This is a genomic window from Veillonella parvula, assembly GCF_042850485.1.
Classification (GTDB): Bacteria; Bacillota; Negativicutes; order Veillonellales; family Veillonellaceae; genus Veillonella; species Veillonella parvula_Q.
Genome location: NZ_AP031417.1, coordinates 600,518 through 621,442 on the forward strand (window position 1 = coordinate 600,518; position 20,925 = coordinate 621,442).

The 20,925-nt window shown below is 39.1% G+C and carries 14 protein-coding genes; all 14 read left to right on the plus strand.

What is annotated here, in order from left to right:
* The first annotated feature begins 43 nt into the window (after positions 1-43).
* Complete coding sequence (serS, locus tag ACGHIY_RS02575; protein WP_270279375.1) at positions 44-1,324, plus strand: serine--tRNA ligase; 1,281 nt, start codon at positions 44-46, stop codon at positions 1,322-1,324.
* Positions 1,325-1,337: 13 nt separating this feature from the next.
* Positions 1,338-1,982 carry a fructose-6-phosphate aldolase gene (gene fsa / locus ACGHIY_RS02580; protein ID WP_060919858.1) on the plus strand — a complete coding sequence of 215 codons (645 nt, stop codon included), beginning with the start codon at positions 1,338-1,340 and terminating at the stop codon, positions 1,980-1,982.
* A gap of 59 nt (positions 1,983-2,041) precedes the next feature.
* Positions 2,042-3,004: a class II fructose-bisphosphatase gene (gene glpX / locus ACGHIY_RS02585; RefSeq protein WP_004695442.1), complete on the plus strand. Its 963-nt coding sequence runs from the start codon at positions 2,042-2,044 to the stop codon at positions 3,002-3,004.
* Between the two features lie 200 nt (positions 3,005-3,204).
* Positions 3,205-4,470: a UDP-N-acetylglucosamine 1-carboxyvinyltransferase gene (murA, locus tag ACGHIY_RS02590; RefSeq protein ID WP_004695444.1), complete on the plus strand. Its 1,266-nt coding sequence runs from the start codon at positions 3,205-3,207 to the stop codon at positions 4,468-4,470.
* Positions 4,451-5,836 carry a rod shape-determining protein gene (locus ACGHIY_RS02595; RefSeq protein WP_119562099.1) on the plus strand — a complete coding sequence of 462 codons (1,386 nt, stop codon included), beginning with the start codon at positions 4,451-4,453 and terminating at the stop codon, positions 5,834-5,836. The genes murA and ACGHIY_RS02595 overlap by 20 nt, the downstream gene beginning before the upstream one ends.
* 227 nt (positions 5,837-6,063) lie before the next feature.
* On the plus strand, positions 6,064-7,404 hold the full coding sequence (locus tag ACGHIY_RS02600) for a phosphodiester glycosidase family protein (RefSeq protein ID WP_123138501.1): 1,341 nt from the start codon (positions 6,064-6,066) through the stop codon (positions 7,402-7,404).
* 88 nt (positions 7,405-7,492) lie between these two features.
* Positions 7,493-7,777, plus strand: a complete 285-nt coding sequence (locus ACGHIY_RS02605; protein WP_004695449.1) for a biotin/lipoyl-containing protein — start codon at positions 7,493-7,495, stop codon at positions 7,775-7,777.
* A gap of 12 nt (positions 7,778-7,789) precedes the next feature.
* Positions 7,790-9,772, plus strand: coding sequence for a SpoIVB peptidase S55 domain-containing protein (locus ACGHIY_RS02610; RefSeq protein ID WP_004695451.1), 1,983 nt, complete (start codon positions 7,790-7,792; stop codon positions 9,770-9,772).
* Positions 9,773-9,802: 30 nt separating this feature from the next.
* The gene (locus ACGHIY_RS02615) at positions 9,803-10,564 is read left to right on the plus strand and encodes an ABC transporter permease (RefSeq protein ID WP_004695453.1); all 762 of its coding nucleotides are present in this window, start codon (positions 9,803-9,805) and stop codon (positions 10,562-10,564) included.
* Positions 10,565-10,585: 21 nt separating this feature from the next.
* The gene (locus ACGHIY_RS02620; RefSeq protein ID WP_004695454.1) at positions 10,586-11,344 is read left to right on the plus strand and encodes an ABC transporter ATP-binding protein; all 759 of its coding nucleotides are present in this window, start codon (positions 10,586-10,588) and stop codon (positions 11,342-11,344) included.
* Entirely contained in the window at positions 11,344-12,603 is a 1,260-nt protein-coding gene (locus ACGHIY_RS02625; protein ID WP_024061015.1) for an MlaD family protein, read from the plus strand. Before ACGHIY_RS02620 ends, ACGHIY_RS02625 begins: the two co-directional genes overlap by 1 nt.
* Positions 12,604-12,645: 42 nt before the next feature.
* The gene (locus tag ACGHIY_RS02630; protein ID WP_038125910.1) at positions 12,646-14,106 is read left to right on the plus strand and encodes a TolC family protein; all 1,461 of its coding nucleotides are present in this window, start codon (positions 12,646-12,648) and stop codon (positions 14,104-14,106) included.
* 179 nt (positions 14,107-14,285) lie between these two features.
* Positions 14,286-18,575, plus strand: coding sequence for a translocation/assembly module TamB domain-containing protein (locus ACGHIY_RS02635; protein ID WP_123138502.1), 4,290 nt, complete (start codon positions 14,286-14,288; stop codon positions 18,573-18,575).
* Positions 18,576-18,751: 176 nt separating this feature from the next.
* The gene (locus tag ACGHIY_RS02640) at positions 18,752-20,920 is read left to right on the plus strand and encodes an outer membrane protein assembly factor (RefSeq protein ID WP_038125908.1); all 2,169 of its coding nucleotides are present in this window, start codon (positions 18,752-18,754) and stop codon (positions 20,918-20,920) included.
* The last annotated feature ends 5 nt before the right edge of the window (positions 20,921-20,925 follow it).

Consider the following 20,925-nt stretch of genomic DNA (forward strand, 5'->3'; position numbering starts at 1 on the left):
GAATATATTGTGCGTAACATAGTTGGAAAATGAGGTTTATAGTATGTTAGATTTAAAATTTGTCCGTGAAAATATTGATTTAGTGCAACAAAATTTAGATAATCGTCATACAAAAGGCGATCTGAAAACCTTTGTATCCGCTTATGATGAACGTCGTCAATTGATCGGCCAAGTAGAAGAATTAAAAGCGCTTCGCAATTCTGTAACAGAAGAAATTAGCAAATTAAAACGCAACAAAGAAAATGCTGATGAAAAAATCAAAGAAATGAAAAAAGTAGGCGATGAGATTGCTGAGCTTGATAACCGTATTCGCGAAGTAGAAACAAAATTGCGTGATGCGGCATTGATGTTGCCAAATATGTGTGATGCATCTGTTCCTATAGGTGCTGATGAAGATGAAAATGTGGAGCAACGTAAATGGGGAGAACCACGTCAATTTGATTTTGATATTCAAGCTCATTGGGATTTAGGTGAAAGCCTTGATATTCTTGATTTCAACCGTGCAGGCAAAATGAGCGGAGCTCGCTTTACTGTGTATAAGGGGTTAGGTGCTCGTTTGGAACGCGCGCTTATCAACTTCATGGTGGATCTTCATGTAGACAAACATGGCTATACTGAAATGATGACGCCATATATGGTAACTCGTGAAACTTTGACGGGCACTGGGCAATTGCCTAAATTTGCTGAAGATATGTATCATGTAGAGGGGACGGAATATTTCTTGATTCCAACTGCTGAGGTTACATTGACTAATTATCACGGTGGCGAAATTTTGAGTGAAGAGGAATTGCCTAAATACTATACTGCATTCACCGCATGTTTCCGTGCTGAAGCGGGTTCCGCGGGGCGTGATACTCGTGGCCTTATTCGACAACATCAATTTAACAAAGTTGAAATGGTTAAATTAGCTAAACCAGAAGATTCTTTCAAAGAATTAGAAACATTAACAGATAATGCAGAAGAAGTATTGCGCTTATTAGAATTACCGTTCCGTGTTATCACTCTGTGCACAGGTGATATGGGCTTTGGTTCTGCTAAAACCTATGATGTAGAGGTGTGGATGCCTGCACAAGGCAAGTATAGAGAAATTTCCTCTTGCTCTAATATGACTGATTTCCAAGCTCGTCGTGCTAATATTAAATTCCGTCGTGGACCTAAGGGTAAACCGGAATTCGTTCATACATTAAATGGATCTGGCCTTGCAGTAGGGCGTACAGTAGCCGCTATCTTGGAAAACTATCAACAAGCCGATGGGTCCGTTGTAATTCCAAAAGTTCTCGTGCCATACATGGGTGGCGTTGAAGTGATTTCACCGGCTAAATAAGAGGGGGCATTTTATGAGATTCTTTATTGATACAGCAGAATTTGATGAGATTAAAGAGGCCTATGACTTTGGTTTTATTGATGGCGTAACTACAAACCCATCGCTTATCGTGAAAGCTAAACGCGATTTGAAACAAGTTATTTCTGAAATTGCAAACCTTGTTGATGGACCTGTTAGCGCAGAGGTTATTTCCTCTGATGCTGAAGGCATGGTGGCGGAAGCACATGACCTTGTGAAATTAGGCTCTAACGTGGTTATTAAAGTTCCTATGACTCCAGAAGGCCTTAAAGCTGTTGCTGTTTTGAGCAAAGAAGGCATTAAAACGAATGTGACTTTGATTTTTTCTGCAAACCAAGCCTTATTAGCTGCTCGTGCAGGTGCAAGTTATGTGAGTCCATTTGTGGGACGCATTGATGATATCAGCATGGATGGCCTTACATTAATCCAAGATATTGCAGATATTTTCGCTATTCATGAAATTGAAACTGAAATCATTGCTGCTAGTGTGAGAACACCGCTGCATATTATTCAATGTGCTAAAGCAGGTGCTCATATTGCAACTGTTCCATTTAAAGTACTCATGCAAGCTATGAAACATCCGTTGACTGATGCAGGACTTGCAAAATTTATGGAAGATTGGAAACAAGCTAATCAATAAGTTAGAGACTCTAGGTAAGAGTCATATCAATACATAGAGGACTTATAAGGAGGCCCATTATGGATCGTACATTATCTTTGGAATTTGCTCGTGTCGTTGAAGCCGCAGCTTTGCGTAGCGGTCGTTTGCTTGGCCGTGGGCAAAAGGATGCAGCCGATGGTCTTGCTGTAGATGCTATGCGTCAAGCGTTTGATTCTGTTCGCATTTCTGGTACTGTGGTTATCGGAGAAGGCGAAATTGATGAAGCTCCTATGCTTTATATTGGAGAACACGTAGGTGCTGGCGGACCAGAAGTAGATATCGCCGTTGATCCTATTGAAGGGACAAACTTGATTGCTAAAGGTCAAAATGGTGCTATTGCAGTTATGGCGATTGCAGAAAAAGGTGGCTTGTTACATGCACCGGATATGTATATGGAGAAACTTTGTGTTGGTCCTCGAGGTGCAGGTGCTATTGATATTACGAAATCTTTGACCGAAAATATCAAAAATGTAGCGGCTAAAATGGAACGTAATGTAGATGAAATCACGTTGGTTATGCTTGATCGTGAGCGTCATCAAGGCTTGATGAAAGAGGCTCGTGAAGTAGGGGCTCGTATTATGCTCATTTCTGATGGTGATGTTAATCCAGCTATGGAATGTTGTATCGAAGGTTCTGGGGTGCACATGGTTGTAGGTACTGGTGGTGCACCTGAAGGTGTATTAGCGGCTGCAGCCTTAAAATGTGTAGGCGGCGATATGCAAGCTCGTTTAAAACCAGAAACGGAAGAAGAAATTCGTCGTTGCCATGAAATGGGCATTGCCGATGTAAACCAAGTGCTCACATTAAATGATTTAGTTCGTACTGATGATGTTATCTTTGCGGCTACTGCTATTACACGTGGTAACTTATTAAATCCAATTCAATATTTCCCAGGTGGTGCGCGTACACATACTATTGTGATGCGGTCTAAAACTGGTACGGTTCGTTTCCTTGATACAGTACATATGGATCATAAACTTAAAACATTAAAAGCTAAATAAGAATAAAGCCCTGAAATATATTCAAAAATTGGATATAAATTTTTGAGATATATTCAGGGCTTTTTTTCTTTGTATTTTCTCTCATTCTCTTGATGAGATATATCGAAAAATAGTATAATAACATTTAGTATATGACGTTATAAATACAAGGTCTTGTAGCTTATACAAGATGAACGATATAAAGTGTAGGAGGAATTCTGTTGGAAAAGTTAATCATTCAAGGTGGCAATCGATTGGAAGGACGTGTACGTGTTAGTAGTGCTAAAAATGCAGTACTCCCTATTATTGCCGGTACTTTGCTAGCATCAACGCCTAGTAAATTGCTTGAAATTCCAAATTTAGAAGATGTAGGCACGATTTGCCAAGTTATCGAGTCTTTGGGGGTTAAAATCACTCGTAATAATGCAGATGGTGAAATTGTTTTCGATGCTTCTACATTGACTGCTACGGAAGCTCCTTATGAACTTGTGCGTAAAATGCGTGCATCCTTCCTTGTCATGGGTCCACTTTTGGCTCGTAAAGGGGAGGCTAAAATTTCAATGCCTGGTGGATGTGCTATCGGTGCACGTCCTATTGATCTTCATTTAAAAGCATTTGAAGCATTAGGTGCAAAAATTGAAATTACTGAAGATTATGTATATGCTCATGCTCCGGAAGGACTTAAAGGGACTCAAATTTATTTGGATTTCCCAAGTGTGGGGGCTACAGAGAATGTAATTATGGCTGCTTCTATGGCGGAAGGTAAAACCGTTATCGAAAATGCTGCAGAAGAGCCTGAAATTGTTGATTTAGCTACATTCTTAAATGCTATGGGGGCTAATATTCGCGGAGCTGGTACAAATGTGATTCGTATTGAAGGTGTACCTCAATTACACGGTGCTATTCATACAGTTATTCCTGACCGCATTGAAGCTGGTACATATTTAATCGCCGCTGCTATGGCAGGTGGTGATGTATTCGTAGAAAATGCATTGCCAGAACATCTAAAACCAGTAGTGGCTAAATTAAAGGAAGCTGGTGTAACAGTAGAGGAAGAAATCGACGGCATTCGCGTTATCAGTAGTGGTAAAGGCATTAAAGCTGTCGATATTAAAACATTGCCATACCCTGGATTCCCAACAGATATGCAAGCTCAATTTATGGCTCTTACTACGATTGCGGAAGGCACTAGTACAGTAACAGAAACTGTATTTGAAAATCGTTTTATGCATGTTGCTGAACTTCGTAAAATGGGGGCGCATATTGACATCGATAATCGTCAAGCTATTGTCGAAGGTATGCCAAGCTTACACGGGGCTATAGTGAATGCTACTGACCTGCGTGCTGGAGCGGCGCTGGTATGCGCTGCATTGACTGCGGAAGGTAGAACAGAAGTCGGTCGTTTACATCATATTGACCGAGGTTATGATGATTTTGTAGGTAAATTGCAAAGGTTAGGTGCTGATATTGTTCGGGTTGACGAATAAGAGTACACAGCCAAAACAAAATAAAAAGAAAAGAAGCCGGCGCTCTAAAGGGCCGGCTTTATACAACGAGCAACAGAGCTTAGGTGCTGCAAAGGTTGAGAATTCGAAAGCAAGTACTACACGCAAACCATTGAGAAGGACAAAACGTAAGTCCACTAAGCTTTCAAATGGCGTGGCAAAGCAAGCTAATCATTTAGCCTCCAATATGCGCGAGACCATGATTAAAGTTACAAAAATGCGCCGTGCTGAACGACGTAGTCGTGAGACTGTAGCGATTGCTAAAACAACGCCAGCCATGACATTAAAACGTTTAGTTCGACCTGAGCAAGTTGGAGATTTTATGAGTCGTTTGAATCGATCCTTAAACTTCGATTTGGGAATTGATTTAGGGACTGCAAATATCCTCATTTTTGCGAAGGGTAAAGGCTTGGTATTAGATGAACCTGCGTATATTGCACGGGATAATAAAACCGGTGATATTCTTGCTTTAGGTGAGGCTGCACGTTCTATGGTAGGCCGCACTCCAAAAGGGATTTCCGTCATCCGTCCAGTTCAAGCGGGCGTTATTGCAGATTATGATATGACAGAATTCATGTTGAAGTACTTTATTCGCTCCGTTGTACCTGCTTCTAGATTGATGAAGACGCGTATTATCGTATGTGTGCCATCAGGCATTACACCTGTAGAGAAACGCGCCATTTTAGAGGCTTTACTCAGAACCGGTGCAAAAAAGACGGTCCTTATTGAAGAGCCATTGGCTGCTGCTATGGGGACTGGTCTCAATGATGCTAAGCACGTAGGGGCGATGGTTGTCGATGTTGGCGGTGGCACTACGGATATTGCCGTTCTTTGTGATACGGGTGTGGTTGTAAGTGAATCACTTCGCATCGGTGGAGATTCTTTTAACGAATCTATTATTCGTTATATCCGCCGTAAGAAGCGCCTCGTTATTGGTCCGCTAACGGCAGAGAAAATTAAAATTTCTGTAGGGACTGTGGATCGTCGTGCAAAGGAGCGTACGATTGAGGTACGAGGACGAGATGCAAGTTCTGGATTACCAAAGATGGTTGCGGTGAATTCTTTAGAGATTCAACGTGCTCTAGAAGCACAAGTGATGAATGTTTTGGAAGGCGTTAAGTCCATTTTAGAAAAAACTCCACCGGAACTTGTGGCCGCTATCAATGATCATGGTATCATTCTTACTGGTGGTGGCGCGCTCATCGATGGATTAGACCGTGTTATTACACGTTCTATTGGAATCGCGGCATACCTTGTAGAATCTCCAAGATATGCAGTAATTAAAGGTGTTGCAAAGGCTTTAGATGAAATGTCACAGCTTCGTGATACATTAGATGAGTTACAATAATATAGTTACAATAATATACCATGATGAAGTGAGCTTAAATTGACGAGGTTATGGTCTACAGTTATTCTATTTTATGTATGGAGTATCTTTAGATTGTAACCTCGTTTTTCGTTTATTTTTTGAATTTTTCATCTTTATGCTGTATACTATAGTAAAAGTATATTGCGTAAAATTGATGTAATGATATAAGGCCATTATTATGGTTTGTAGCTATAGAGGAATTAAAGATGAAACGATATCTGTATATGACTTTTGCTGTTTTAGGTCTACTGGGTAGTACCGTTCCTCATGCTGAGGCCGGTAATTTAACAGGGGTGCGCGTATCTAATCATGAAGGTACAAGCCGAATTGTTTTAGATGTATCTGAAATGCCTGTATCTTGGACTCAATCCTATAATGAAGAAACACATGCTCTTACATTGAACTTAGGGGGTACTACAAATGGTTTAACTGGCCCCATATCACAAAATGATAAAAAAACGGGAGTTCTTAAAGGCATTGGCTTACAACAGGTTAATGGGGCTTTACGAGTAACATTAACAGCGAATAAGGATGTACAACATCATGAGTTTGCATTAGAAAAGCCTTCGCGTATAGTAGTGGATTTATTTTCTGGCTATGCGCAACAGACTACAAAAGATGTAAATAAATCTGTAACGTATAGCAAAATTAATAACACCGTAGCTGAAGGGAAAATTCAAGCCTTTGCATTGACCGTAGATAATGATTCACCTATGGTGGTGGCGCATGTTCCAGAAGGTAAACCATTATCTTCTGTTACTCAAGCTCATACAGCTATCATTGGAGCAAAGGTAAAAGGGGGCAGTTTTGAACGACCTTACTCAGTGGCGAGTGATGGAGCCATTGATTTAGAGCGTATTTCTAATCGTGGTACGTTACGATATACGCCTAATAGAGGATACTTTATAGAAGAGAAAAAACCTTTACTTCAAGCTAAAACAAAGAATGAGAGTTTTGTAATCACCTCCGTTGATACGGTTCGTAAAGAGAATGCCTTGACTCTTTATACGTCAACTTATGGTCCTTCTACAAAGACCAATGAATATGGTTATGAAGTGACTATAGCTAATGGCAAGGTTATTAGTAAACAAAAGGGAAATTCTAAAATTGGGGAAAACCAATACGTATTGTCTGGTCATGGCGAATCTGGAAATGCTTTACGTAAATTAAAAGTTGGAACACCTATTACGATTCAAAATAGAGAAGAACTTGCTCAAGTTAGTACTACTGGAGGAGCTAGTTTAGAAGTGGGCACTATGGTGATGAAAGGCGGTCGCTATGTAGGCGCTGATGAATCTAATAACAAAGGTCGTAGCTTCATTGGAACCACAAAGGAACATGATTTAGTTGTGCTAACAGTTGATAAATCCGAACTTCAATCTGTAGGTGTGACTCAAAAAGAAGGAGCTCAGTTATTGTCTAAATTAGGTGTTGTTGATGGCGCTGAATTATCAAATCAAGGTAGCATTGATATAGTTATCAATGATGATTATGTACACAAATCTTCTGCACCTATGAGTTATGAGGATATAGTAATCATAAAATAGATTCGCTGCATACAATTTTGTTTGAAATATTACTAATAATTTAGTATACTATAAATACATAACTAATTTTGTAAAAGGAGGGATCGTTATGAAAAGAGTAGTGTTAGCTTTAGCTGCATTAGGCATTTTAAGTGTTAGCTCTGTAATGGCGGCCCCTGTATCATACCAAAGTGTATTAACAGGTAAAGTTGCTTCTACAGTTTCTGTTGGTACTTCTGTAACAGAAGGCCAAACATTGGTGACTGTAGAGACATTGGCTGGTCCTATGGCTGCTGCTAAATCTACTGTAACTGGTACTGTAACGGCGGTTAATGTTACAGTGGGTTCAGACGTTTCTCGTGATCAAATCGTTGTCACTGTAGAAAGTAAATAAAGGAGAGAAGGAATGAAGTTTTCTCATTCTTGGCGTCGGTATAGAAAAGCGATACTGGCGCTTTTCTTCTGTACTTCACTTACAACTGCACAGGCTATTGATTTTATGCCTGTCAATGATGTAACAACAGGTATGGAAGGTATTGCAAAAACTGTAATCGTAGGGGATACTATTTCCACCTTTGATGTAAAGGTACTGGGTGTCATGAAGGATAAGGGACCATCTGGTCATCTTATTTTAGCCAAGTTTTCCGGACCCGTTATGGATCAAACTGGTGGCATTGCGCATGGTATGAGTGGTAGCCCTGTATATATAAATGGTAAACTCGTTGGGGCTGTTGCTTATGGCTGGGGGTTTGCGGATGGTACGATAGGTATGATTACTCCTATTGAGGATATGGTCAAACTATGGAATATACCATATGAGAAAAACTTATCTAAACCTTGGGATGATACACAATTGATTCCTTTAGGTACTCCACTTATGGCATATGGCTTCGATGCGGCATCAATGGAATACTTTAAATCGAAGTTACCACAATATAAATATGAAACATATGACACCGCAAGTGCTAGTGGTGATGAAATTGCAAAACCTTTAGAAGCTGGTGGCTCAGTAGCGGCTTTGCTAGTTGATGGTGACCTTAAATTGGGCGCTATTGGTACTGTTACTCATGTAGATGGTGAAAAGGTTGTTGCCTTTGGTCATCCATTCTTAAAACATGGTTCTTCTAACTATTTTATGCACAATGCAAGTATCTTTACCGTTGTAAAAAGCTATAATGCTGCCTTTAAGCTTGGCTCTATGGGTAAAGAGATTGGCTCTGTTACCGAAGATAGAGGTGCCGGTATTGCAGGTGTATCAGGCGTGATTTCGCCAGGTATTCCATTGCGATTCCATTTAAAGGATATTGATATGGGCCGTGATAGAACTAGTTCCGTCAAGGTTATTGAAGATGGTGAAATGACACCAACTTTAGCAGCTACAGCCTTATACAATATGTTGAATAAAACATTGGATCGCAGTGGCTCTGGTACGGCTACAATTTCTTATACTATTACGCCAAAAGGGAAAGAACATAAGCCATTAACGCGGACAAATATGTTCTACAGCTCTGATTCTATTAGTGAAAAAGCAGTTGATGAATTTTATAATGTCATTGATGTTCTTATGAACAATCGATTCATCAACTATGAAATTTCGGATATTTCGGTTGAAACAAACGTAACGCAAGATAAGAAAACAGCAAAGCTTATCGATGCTTCTGCTTCGTCTACTGTAGTTTCTCCTGGGGATACTATCGTAGTAGATGTAACATTAGAGCCGTTCCGCGGTGAAAAGGTTATTAAACAAATTTTCTTTAAGGTACCTGAAGATCAAGCTATTGGTAAGTATACCTTAGAGGTGCGTGGCGGTGGCGAGATTCCATTGCCATACGTATTGGAAAAACAGAAATATAATTTAACAGATGAAATTTTACGTCGTTTGAAGGTTCATAAAGATTTTGATGAGCTTTATGATGAAATTCAAAAGACAGATACAAATAATCAAATTGTTGTAGAGTTTTTGGAAGATGGTATCAGCTTAGTTGATGAAGATGGCTCTCAATCTGTTAAAAAGGCTAAGCTTAAAGATGTGGAATCAAAACCTATGCCAGGGGATGTAAAGAAAAAAACAGGTCAAGAAGATTTGAGTTCTAGTAAGGATGATGAAAAGAAACCTGAAAAGACTGCTGTTGATACTGAGTACATTGTGCAAGGTGATGGTCAATTTACGATTCATGTAATGAAGCCTGCTGATCGGGATAAAGAATTAGCAAAACGTGTCAAAGAAGCGAAACATCAGATTAAGATGGAACGCAAGTTAGAATTGGAAGATCAATCTAAAAAAGATAAAACGGATAAAGCTGAGTCTAAAAAGGATTCTAAAAAAGAGTCGAAAGAAACTAATAAAAAAGACGAGGCTAATGCTGGTGGAACAAATACAGCTGAATAAGTTGAAACTGTAAGGGAAAGGGATAGACTGTTGAGTTGGCTAGAATCGATAGGTCGAGTCGTCATAAACGGCTTATCGCAGATGGGTAGTGCTACATTATTAGTGTGGCAAACAATAAAACAATTAAAAATGATTAATCTGTGGCATGTATTTCAACAGATGGCTCACTTAGGGGTAGACTCCTTGCCTATTATTAGCTTAACTCTACTCTTTGCTGGTGCCGTTATGACCTTACAGATTACAGATGTACTCATTACCTATGGTGCTCAAAGTACAGTAGGTGGTCTTATGGCTGTAGCTATGGGCCGTGAATTGGGTCCTATCTTAGTTGGTGTAGTATTAGCCGGCCGTGTTGGCGCAGCTATCACGGCTGAAATTGGTACAATGAAGGTAACAGAACAAATTGATGCCCTACGTGTTATGGCTGTTGATCCTGTTGGTTACCTCGTGGTACCACGTGTAGTAGCGTGTATGATTATGGTGCCAATTTTGGCATTTTATGGTGTTGTTATCGGTATTGCCGGTGGTTACTTTGTAGCCACTGTTATCAAGGGTTTGGCGCCTAGTACATATTTAGATTCTATTCAAATGTTTTCTACCATTTCAGATTTCACCTTAGGACTTATAAAGTCTAGTGTGTTTGGTGCTGTCATTGCATTGGTAGGTGCTTATAAGGGCATGGAAACTAAAATGGGCGCAGAAGCTGTTGGTTTTTCCACTACTAGTTCTGTAGTAACTAGTATTATTCTAGTATTTGTATTAAATTACTTTTTATCTACATTGTTATTTTAGTGGATATTTTTAGAGGGATTTATGATTGAACTACGCAATGTTGTAGTTGCCTACGAGTCACGTGTGATTTTAGACTCTGTTAATCTCACTATTAATGATGGGGAGACGTTAGTTATATTAGGCGGCAGTGGTAGTGGTAAAAGTACATTACTTCGCTTATTAATAGGTTTACAACGTCCTACATCAGGGCAGATTATCGTAGATGGCACAGATATAACTACATTATCTGAAGATGAATTTAATACGGTACGAAGAAAAATGGGGATGGTATTCCAATATTCAGCTTTGTTTGATTCTATGTCGGTAGGTGAGAACGTAGCTTTTGGTTTGCGTCAACATACGAAGTTAAAGGATGACGAAATCAAACGCATTGTGGCAGAAAGACTTGATTGGGTTGGTTTAAAGGGATATGAGTCCTATATGCCTAATGAGTTATCTGGTGGTATGAAAAAGCGGGTTAGCTTAGCTCGTGCTATAGCACTAGATCCGAGTTTAATTCTTTATGATGAACCTTCATCAGGGTTAGATCCTATTACATCAGGTACGATTAGTATGCTAATTAAGGGGATGCAGAATCGGCTTGGTTGTACTTCTATCGTGGTAACACATGATATGCAGTCAGCATTTTATGTTGCTGACCGCATAGCTTTACTCGATCAGGGGCATTTTGTAGAAATTTCTGATACAATAGAATTTAAGAATTCTACAAATAAGAAGGTACAACAATTTATTCATGGTGAAGCAGAGCCGATTAACGAATCTGCGATGGGAGATATATAATGAAGTGGACGACGGAGGCCAAGGTAGGGGCTTTTACAATAATAGGTATAGTTCTATTTATTGCAGGCATACTATTTGTAGGCCGTATCGATATTTGGGCTAAACCGCAAATGACAATTACAGGTGATTTCACTCAAGTAAATGGCCTAAAAAATGGGAATCAGGTTAAATTTTCCGGCGTGGCCATTGGGACTGTTTCTGATATTGAAATTACACCGCGTGGCGTTGTGGTTAAGATGAAACTTGATGAAAAAACGCAGATTCCAAGTGACTCAATCTTTTCCTTGGGGTCAGATGGTTTTTTAGGTGATAAATTTATTCAAATTTCACCAGGACAGTCTAAAGTATATTTACAAGATGGTGACTCCGTTAAAGGTGAAGGCGTTGATGCTGTGGATAAGGCCATGCAGAGTGCACAAAAATTAATGGATGGTACTGAGAAGATGCTACAGTCTATTAATAGTATTATTGGTGATCCTGCAACTCAAAGTGCACTTAAATATTCTTTGCAATCTACAGCTGTGATGGCTGATAATGCGGTAGCTATTACACAAAATATGGCGGATGTAACGGCTCAGCTAAATCAAGCAGCACAGCAATTTAATGCTGATGGTAATGCAGGCAATGATATGCGTGCTATTTTAACTAATTTAAAACAAACTACTGATCGTGTAGATAATATGGCTCGTACCATGGAATCAACTGTAACAGATCCTAAAGCACAAGAAAATATTAAGGAGACTTTACATAATACGGCACAGATTTCAGCTCGCATCAATAAACTGATGGGCGGAAAGGCGTACCAAACGGATGTAAATGGAAATAGTGTAGAGGTTGGTATGACTGAAAAAAAGTCATCTACCAAGATTGAACCATCTGTAGATTTGTTGTATAACACAACGGATAATGAATTCCGTGTCAATGGTAGAGTACGTGCCTTTAACAATAAAGGAATGGCTGAAATTGGCCTTTCTAATATGGGTGATGATACTACTTTTGATCTGAATGCAGGTCGATTTATCAGTTCTAAATGGTTGGTGCGTGGTGGTATTTTTGAAAGTGAATTGGGTCTTGGGGTGGATTATAACCTCCGTGGTCCAGTGTCCTTATCAGCCGCGCTATATGACCTTAATCATCGTAAATATCGTATTCGTAGTGATATACGTTTGCATAAAGATACCTATGGCGTTATTCAAATGACCAGACCGTTCAGTTCTACGAATGGAGGTACCTATTTCGGTATTAAACAAGTATTCTAATGACTAACACATTTACTCTATATGAGTATGGAGGTACATATTATGAATAAAAAGGTTCTTTCCTTAGGTGTAATGCTTTCTTTAGTTACTACTGGTGCATTCGCCGCTGATGTAGTAACTACATCCGTTAACAACGGAGACCAATTAAGCAAATATCAAAAAGAAGCTATTCAATTAACACAAAAGCAATTAGCAGAAAAATCTGTTTTAGACAGTAAAACCTATGAACGTACATTAGCTTTAAACGAAGCCCGTACGGTTGATTTAGCATTAGCTAATAATCGTACAGCTAAGCAAACTAAATGGGGTTATGAAGCTGCTAAATCTGCAGTAAGCCAAGTAGCAGCTGGTAAGAATCCAAGTGTTAGTTATGGTTGGAGTGCTCAAAAAACGGGCGGTGACACAGGTAGTGGCAAATCTGGTAGTCATAACTTCTCCATTAGTGCGCCTGTATTCAATCCACAACTCGATGCAAGCATTGATTCTGCACGTTATACTCGTGAAGGTACTGGTGCTAGCTATGAAGAGGCTTTACAACAATCAAAATATGATGCTCTTAACGGTTATTATACATTGATTATGAGCCGTAATATGGTAGATGTAGCACAACAAGCTGTTAAAGATTATCAAGGTCATGTAACCAATGTAGAGGCACAGTATAATGTTGGTTTAGTGGCGAGCTCCGATGTATTGGCCGCTAAAACAAATCTTGATGATTCTCAAACATCTCTTGTAAAAGCGCAAAATGCTGCAAATTTAGCAGAGGCGAACTTAAATCAAGTTATTGCATACCCTGCACAAACGGCTATTACTACAGCAGAGCATGATTTACAATATAAACCATATAATGTAACCTTGGAGCAAGCGAAAGCATATGCTATGCTTCATCGTTCCGCTCTTGTTAAATCAGCTCTTGATGTAAAATCTGCGGAAGAAGCTGTAAAATCTGCTAAGGCGGGTTATTTGCCTACGGTTGCTGTAAAAGCTGGTCGTGGCTATGGTGATCCAGATGGTTACTTTGGTACAAGTACAAAGTCCTGGAGTGTTGGTGCTAGTGCTACTTGGAACTTATGGGATGGTGGTGCAACACAAAATGCTATTAAAAAAGCAAATGCACAACTTGAACAAGCAAAAGAAGCTAATTTGGCAACTGTTGATGCTGTATTGTTAGCCGTACAAAAAGCATACTTGAATTTACGAGCTGCTGAACAAACAATCCAAAGTACACAAACTGCAGTCGCACAAGGTCAAGAAAGTTTCCGTATTGCTACGCTTCGTTACCGTGCAGGTGTTGGTACGAACCTTGATGTACTTGATGCAGAAACTAAGTTGACAACAGCTCGTAATAACTATGTAGAAGCTCTTTATAATTACAATATTAGCATTGCGGCTCTTGAACAATTAACAGGCGTTCCATTGTCTACACCTGTAGGTCAAGGTGCTGAAGTTATCGCTAATAGTGGTGCTGTTGAACAATTGTCAAAACTAGGCGGCAATCAATAATATGATCTTTAAAAAGACGACTTCGGTCGTCTTTTTTTCTTGTAATGGACATTATAGACAATGAGTGTTCTTGATAGGTTTTATAAAATTCACTCTGAAAATACTATAGTTATTACTGTGTCTGTGGTAAGATTAGTATATATATTTATATTATTCATAATGTGTATGGGAGTATCATTATGACCCGTAAAAAGTGGCTCCTTATCGGTGCAGCGATTTTAGGTTTGTCTAGTATTGTTGGTGCCAGCATCAATCCTATGGCTCAAACTTACATTGCACCTATGGTTAAAGAACAAGTAAATAATGTCATAAACGGATCTATAGACTATGATTCTCTCCGAATTAATTGGAATGGTGATGTTGTTCTAACAGATGTGACTATCAAAGATAGAGATGGTCATTTAGTTGGAACTGCTCAAGAGGTAGCTGTAGGAGTTAAACTATCTTCTTTGCCGAAGATTGTCGGTGGCAACACATCAGGGGCTACGGCTATTTCTAGTGTAATCGTTGAGGCGCCAGATTTTCATATATGGCAACTAGCTGATGGGTCGTGGAGTATAACTAAGTTAGTAAAACCATCCGATCCAAATAAGTCGGGTACTTTTGATGGCTCTGTGACTATTAATGATGGTCGCGTAGCGCTACGTACTAAAGATGGAATAAAGAGGAATGTAGAAAATCTTGATGGGACTATGGCGCTTGATATGAGTGGCATGTCTAAAGGTGCCTTTACTGCTGATGTAGATGGTTCCGCAATTACCTTGAATGGCAAAATTGATATGAACAATGTATCTAATTTTGATCTCTTTGTACAAGCTGATGAAATTGATACTGCTGGTATTATGAGTTTTGTTCCACTTCGTAAGGATCTATCTGTAACGAGTGGTAAGTTACAAGATTTACATTTAAATCTTAAAAGTGAAGATGGCAAATACATTATGAGTGGTAATGTAGGCTTTAAAGGTTTAACAGGCACTTATAAACGGGGTAATACAATTTATAATATTACCGATGGCACGGGTCGCATTATGCTTAATAATGATCAAATCGTTATTAGTCGTAGTTCTTGGAGGGTAAATGATCAAGTAACAAAGATCAATGGCTTAGTTACACTAGGCAAAGATGAAGAGTATTTAAATCTTAATGTTGTGGCCGATAAAGTAGATTTAGAGGCGATAACAGACGTCGGTGTTTCTGGTATTGTAGGTGGGCGTGCACATATTGGTGGCACGACAGTAGCTCCACGTGTAGATGCAACGATTGCTAGTGATGGTATTTCTTATAATGGTTACTATATTGATCGTTTACAAGGTGATATTGTATATGATAACGGTTTAGTTCGTACGGATGATGTGCGCCTATCAGTAGGCGAAGGTAGTGCAAAGGTTAAGGGCCAATATGTGGTTGATACAGGGGATTTTGATACTACTATAAAGATTCAAAATTTACCTTTAGGCACTTTCACAAAAGATATGATCTCACCGGTTACAGGTAATATCGATGGTGAGATGCGTATCTTAGGAAAAAATAATCAAGTTACAGATGTTGTAGGCTCTGTTAAAGGTCGCCAAATAGGCATTCGCGGTGTTGTAGTTGATACTGCAAAAGCTAACTTTACGCATGCTGATAATAGTACAAATATGACCGTTGTAGGCACTATAGGAGATGGGGCGCTAAGCGGATATGGCTATATCCAAAATGGTAATATAGATGCCACTATTTCCGGTAATGCATTGCCATTGACCGCACTAAGTCTTATTATTGGTCAAGATGTTGATGGCACCTTGAATACCTCTTTTGCGATACAAGGTACATTGGATAATCCAAATGTAATGGGCACTGTATGGGGGCAAGAGGTACATTATAAAGGGGCTCGATTCAATAATATCCATGGAGATATTAAGCTAGATAACCATATTCTCACTATCACCAATGGACATATTGGTGATGGCGATGGGGGCTATGATGTTAATGGTTGGTATAATCTTAATACAGATGTGTTAGATCTAAATGCCAAGGCTCGGGCTGCTCGTATTGAAAATGTGATTCGTACTGTTACAGATGTTCCTATTACAGGTTGGTTTGAAACAGACAATCATATTACAGGGACGGCTGCAAATCCGATTATAGAAGGTCGTGCTCATTTGTGGGATGGTTCTGCTTATGGCAAACTCGTGACCAATGCGTTTGCAAAATATAACTATCAGAATGATACATTAGAGCTTTATAGATTTGATATTGAAGGTTATGGTGCAACTATCACAGGTGGCGGTACAGTATCTAAAGAAGCAATTAATATTGATTTTGAAGGCAAAAAAATTGATATGGGCAGATTGCTCATTAATACGGATTACAAAGTTGATGGTTTGCTATCTGGTCGAGGACAAATTACTGGATCTGTGGATAACCCTCAATTCAATGGCTATATTTCATCCGATGCCTTATCAGTTAATGGGGAATTATTGAACGATATTCATGGTCGTGTTTATGCAGATAAATCGGTTGTAAATGTGCAAGATTTCACCTTTGCTGAAGCCGATGGTGGTCGCTACACTGCTAAAGGTGGTATGAAGTTTGATGATAGTAGACAACTATTTGGTGTATTAGATGTTACTAATGGTAGCGTAAAGAATTTGCTAACCTTGCTAGACCGGTCCAATGAACACATTGATGGCAAATTAAATGGTTCTGTTGAAATCGGAGGTACACGCGACAATCCAAGCGTTAATGTAACAGGCAAGATTAATGATGTAAGTATTGATGAAAAGATTGTTGGTGATGCAACTATCGATGCAAGTCTTGCTAATCGTAAATTCAAAGTTACAACTTTGAAACTGCCTGTTGATGAAGGTCTCATTGCAATAGGCGGTACGATGGATCTTGATGGTCAAGCGGACTTACAGGTTGCATTAAAGGATGTTGATATAGTACCGTTCTTGCCACTTATGGGTAAGGATATTCAAGCTACTGGTTGGGTGACTGGCGTTGTAAATATCACTGGGGAAACTAAGAATCCTAAAGTAGAATTATCCGGTGCTGTAGAGTCGGGGTCCTTTAATGGTGTTGGTATTGATGAAGGTTTTGTATTGGCTACAATGCAAGATCAAGTTATTCAGATTCAACGAATTCAAGGTGCCAAAAGTGGGTATAAACTTAGCGTCTATGGTAAGATTCCATTAGCGGCAATCTTTACGTCTGGGTATATTCCAGCAAATGATAGCAAATCTATGGATGTAACTATTGATTTTAACGAAGCAGATATGGCTGTTATCCCTCTTCTTACAACTAGTGTTAAGGAGGCAACAGGTCCGTTAAAAGGCACGGTTCACATTACAGGCACTATTGATCAGCCTGAAGCATATGGTACTGTATCCGTACGTAATGGTACGATGAAATTAGCAAGTGTAGAAAATCAAATTACTGGTATTGATGGTGACTTAATTTTCTCTGGTCAACAAGGTGATTTCCAATCCCGTATTAATATGGGCAAAGGCTCAGCTGGTTTGGCTGCTAAAGTAAATTGGTCTGGACATACTCTTACTAATTACAAGGCGGCAGTTCAGCTAGAAGACTTAGAGGTTCGCAGTGAATATGTAAGAGGACCGTTGAATGGTGAACTTTATATTGCTGACCGAGATGGATTGCCGACCCTTATTGGTACTTTAAATCTTGAAAAGATTCAATTCAAAATTCCTCTTTCCTTACAATCTAGTGAAAGTACCAAAGATATGGGGGTGGATGTTACTGTTCATGCGGGTAAAGGTGTACGTTTATATGATCGCACCTTATACAACATGTTTATCAGTGGCGATGTTCATTTTGGTGGATCTTTACAAAATCCAACTGCTAGTGGTCAATTTGATGTTAGAAATGGCACGTTTAAGTATTTGAGCCATGTATTTAATATTACAAAAGGGAATGCCCATTTCGTAGGTGGCTCTTATTTACCAAACTTACAATTAGAGGCTGAAACAAATGTAAGTAATTACACTATTATGCTTGGCGTAAAAGGGACAGTGGATCATATGGACTTATCATTGTCCTCTAATCCTAGACTGTCTAGAAAGCAAATCATTTCCATGTTGACCTTCGGCCGCGGTGCAGATTCAAATAGTAGTACTTTGACAAATGAAGATGTGAATGCCGTGGCTACAGCAGGGCTTCAAATGTTTGCTTTTGGCTATGTACAAGATGCATTACAAAATACACTTGGGTTAGACCGCATCAATATTACAACAGGGTCAATTGATCCCGATGAGCCAACCAATAGGGATACGGCAAGTAATTATAATATTGAAATCGGTAAATATGTATTACCGAGAGTCATGTTGACTTATTCTCAAGGTATTAATAACAAACAAAATAAATATGGTATAGAATATTCTGTTAAACGAAACCTTAAGTTCACGGGATGGCATACATCAAAAGGGAACAATTATATAGGTGGTCGTTGGACACGTAGCTTTTAAGAGTATGGCTAGAATGTGTAAACCCCTTAGGTATGCACATTCTAGTCATATTAATTTCATAAAATTTGTTTAATATAGTACTCATTCCAAGCAATTTATGCTATAATGATAAAGATTTATTAGTCTTTATAAATAAGATGTAAACTCTTTATGGGGATGAGTTCTAGGAGGAATTTATGTTTAAACCAAAAGCTTATAAAAGTATGCTTGCAGCGTCCGTGTTGACTGCTGTCATGGGGACAGGCAGTGTATTTGCTGCTGAGGTACAAGCTGGCTATACTCCAGATTTAAATAGCACAACGACGACTAATGCTGCTACAGCAAATGATGCAGCTACTACACAAGCTGTTTATAATGCTGATGCAACTACTACAACTATACAAGATGAAACTGATGCAGCTATCTTAGCTGCTCGTGGTGATACGACTATATCTAGTGACGGCACTGTAGTAAAAGGTTCTGATGGAACTGTTACAGTCAATAATGCTGCTTTAAAAACTGATGATAAACAAGTAAAAATGGTATCTAAAACTACTGGTGGTACTGATCTTGATAAGGCTGCTGAAAATGGCCAAACTCAAGCTGTTACAACAGTAGAAGCACAATATGTCACATCTGCTAGTGCTGAATCTGTTAATCCTTACGTAGGTAAATTGATTACCGGTTTATCTATATCTGGCGTTACAGCTGAACAGCAAGCAAATTTGTTGCCAATTTTAACTGAAAAAGTTGGCGATACCGTATCTGTTGATGGCGTATTTAAAGATGTAACTAATCTTGGTAATACTGGTTACTTCTCCGAAGTAAATCCTGTATTTACTTCCGTGCCTGAAGGCGTAAAATTGGACTTTGCCGTAACAGTAAATCCAGTTACTACTGGCGTTTCCTTTGAAGGTAATACTGTATATTCCTCCGAAGTATTGACTAAGTTCATGGATATTCAACCAGGTCAAGTTCTTAACTCTGTATCCGTAGGGCAAAAAGTTCAAGGCATTAATGCTGCATATGCTCGCGATGGCTATATGTTAGCACACGTTGATGGTATCCGTGTAGATGACCAAGGCATACTTCATATACACATTGTTGAAGGTGTCGTAGAAGATATCATTCCAGCAGGTAACAAGAAAACCCGCAATAAAGTTATTACTCGTGAATTTGTTCAAAAGAAAGGAAAACCTTTTAATAAATTCTTGGTACGTCGTTCTGTAGAACGCGTATATAACTTAGGTTTCTTTGATGACGTAAACGTTCGTATGTTGCCAGGTGAACAAGATCCAAATAATGTAATTATTGAAATCGATGTATTGGAACATAAGACTGGTACCATCACATTAGGCGCTGGTTACTCTAAATCTGATGGATTGATGGGTATTGTTGAATTTGGTGAAGATAATTTACGTGGTACTGGCGATAAATTTAAAGTTCACTGGGAAATCGGTGGTAAGAAAAAATATAAGAACTACCAAATCTCCTATTTGAAACCTTGGATTGATAGCAAAGGTACATCCCTTGGCTTCTCCTTCTTCAACCGCGAAGATGAATACACAGATTACAATGAAGATGGTAGTGAAGTAGCAGAATACAATAAGAAATCTCGTGGTTTCAATATTTCCTTCGGTCGTCAAACTGGGGAATATACTCGTGATTACTTGACATTAGAATCTCGTAAAGATACTTATAAATGGGATGATGATGATAGCTCTGGTTTCCGTTATGATAAAAATGCGGGTAAAGGTACAAACTGGGATAATGGTTCCTATAACTTTGCATCTGACAACTATGTAAAAAATAACTTCGGTCGCATTAACTCCGTAACATGGCAAAAAGTATACGATTCTCGTGATAATATCTATGAACCAACTCGTGGTCGTCGTATTTCCTATACTACACAATGGGCTGGTCATGGTTTAGGCGGTGACTTCGACTTCTATAAATTCACAGCTGAAGCACGCATGTATAAAAAACTTGGTGCTAAGAATGTATTGGCATTCCGTGCACGTGGTGGCTTTATTCAAGGTGATGCTCCTTATAGCCAATTGTTCACATTGGGTGGTGCTGATTCCTTACGTGGTTATGAAGATGATCAATTCCGTGGCAAGTATATGTACAATGCTACATTGGAATTCCGTTTCCCAATCGTTAAAAAGGTTAGTGGCGTATTGTTTACTGATATCGGTGATGCATGGGATGCACCAAATGTTACATGGTATAATAGCAAGAAAACCTTTAACTATGGCGTTGGTGCTGGTGTTCGTATTACGACTCCAATTGGTCCAGTTAAACTTGACTATGGCGTGGGTAAACACAAAAATAAATTCCACTTCAGCTTCGGTACACAATTCTAATATAG

Coding starts and splice junctions, on each gene's coding strand:
- serS (WP_270279375.1), top strand. CDS start 44: ATGTTAGATTTAAAATTTGTCCGTGAAAATATTGATTTAGTGCAACAA.
- fsa (WP_060919858.1), top strand. CDS start 1,338: ATGAGATTCTTTATTGATACAGCAGAATTTGATGAGATTAAAGAGGCC.
- glpX (WP_004695442.1), top strand. CDS start 2,042: ATGGATCGTACATTATCTTTGGAATTTGCTCGTGTCGTTGAAGCCGCA.
- ACGHIY_RS02600 (WP_123138501.1), top strand. CDS start 6,064: ATGAAACGATATCTGTATATGACTTTTGCTGTTTTAGGTCTACTGGGT.
- ACGHIY_RS02605 (WP_004695449.1), top strand. CDS start 7,493: ATGAAAAGAGTAGTGTTAGCTTTAGCTGCATTAGGCATTTTAAGTGTT.
- ACGHIY_RS02610 (WP_004695451.1), top strand. CDS start 7,790: ATGAAGTTTTCTCATTCTTGGCGTCGGTATAGAAAAGCGATACTGGCG.
- ACGHIY_RS02620 (WP_004695454.1), top strand. CDS start 10,586: ATGATTGAACTACGCAATGTTGTAGTTGCCTACGAGTCACGTGTGATT.
- ACGHIY_RS02625 (WP_024061015.1), top strand. CDS start 11,344: ATGAAGTGGACGACGGAGGCCAAGGTAGGGGCTTTTACAATAATAGGT.
- ACGHIY_RS02630 (WP_038125910.1), top strand. CDS start 12,646: ATGAATAAAAAGGTTCTTTCCTTAGGTGTAATGCTTTCTTTAGTTACT.
- ACGHIY_RS02635 (WP_123138502.1), top strand. CDS start 14,286: ATGACCCGTAAAAAGTGGCTCCTTATCGGTGCAGCGATTTTAGGTTTG.
- ACGHIY_RS02640 (WP_038125908.1), top strand. CDS start 18,752: ATGTTTAAACCAAAAGCTTATAAAAGTATGCTTGCAGCGTCCGTGTTG.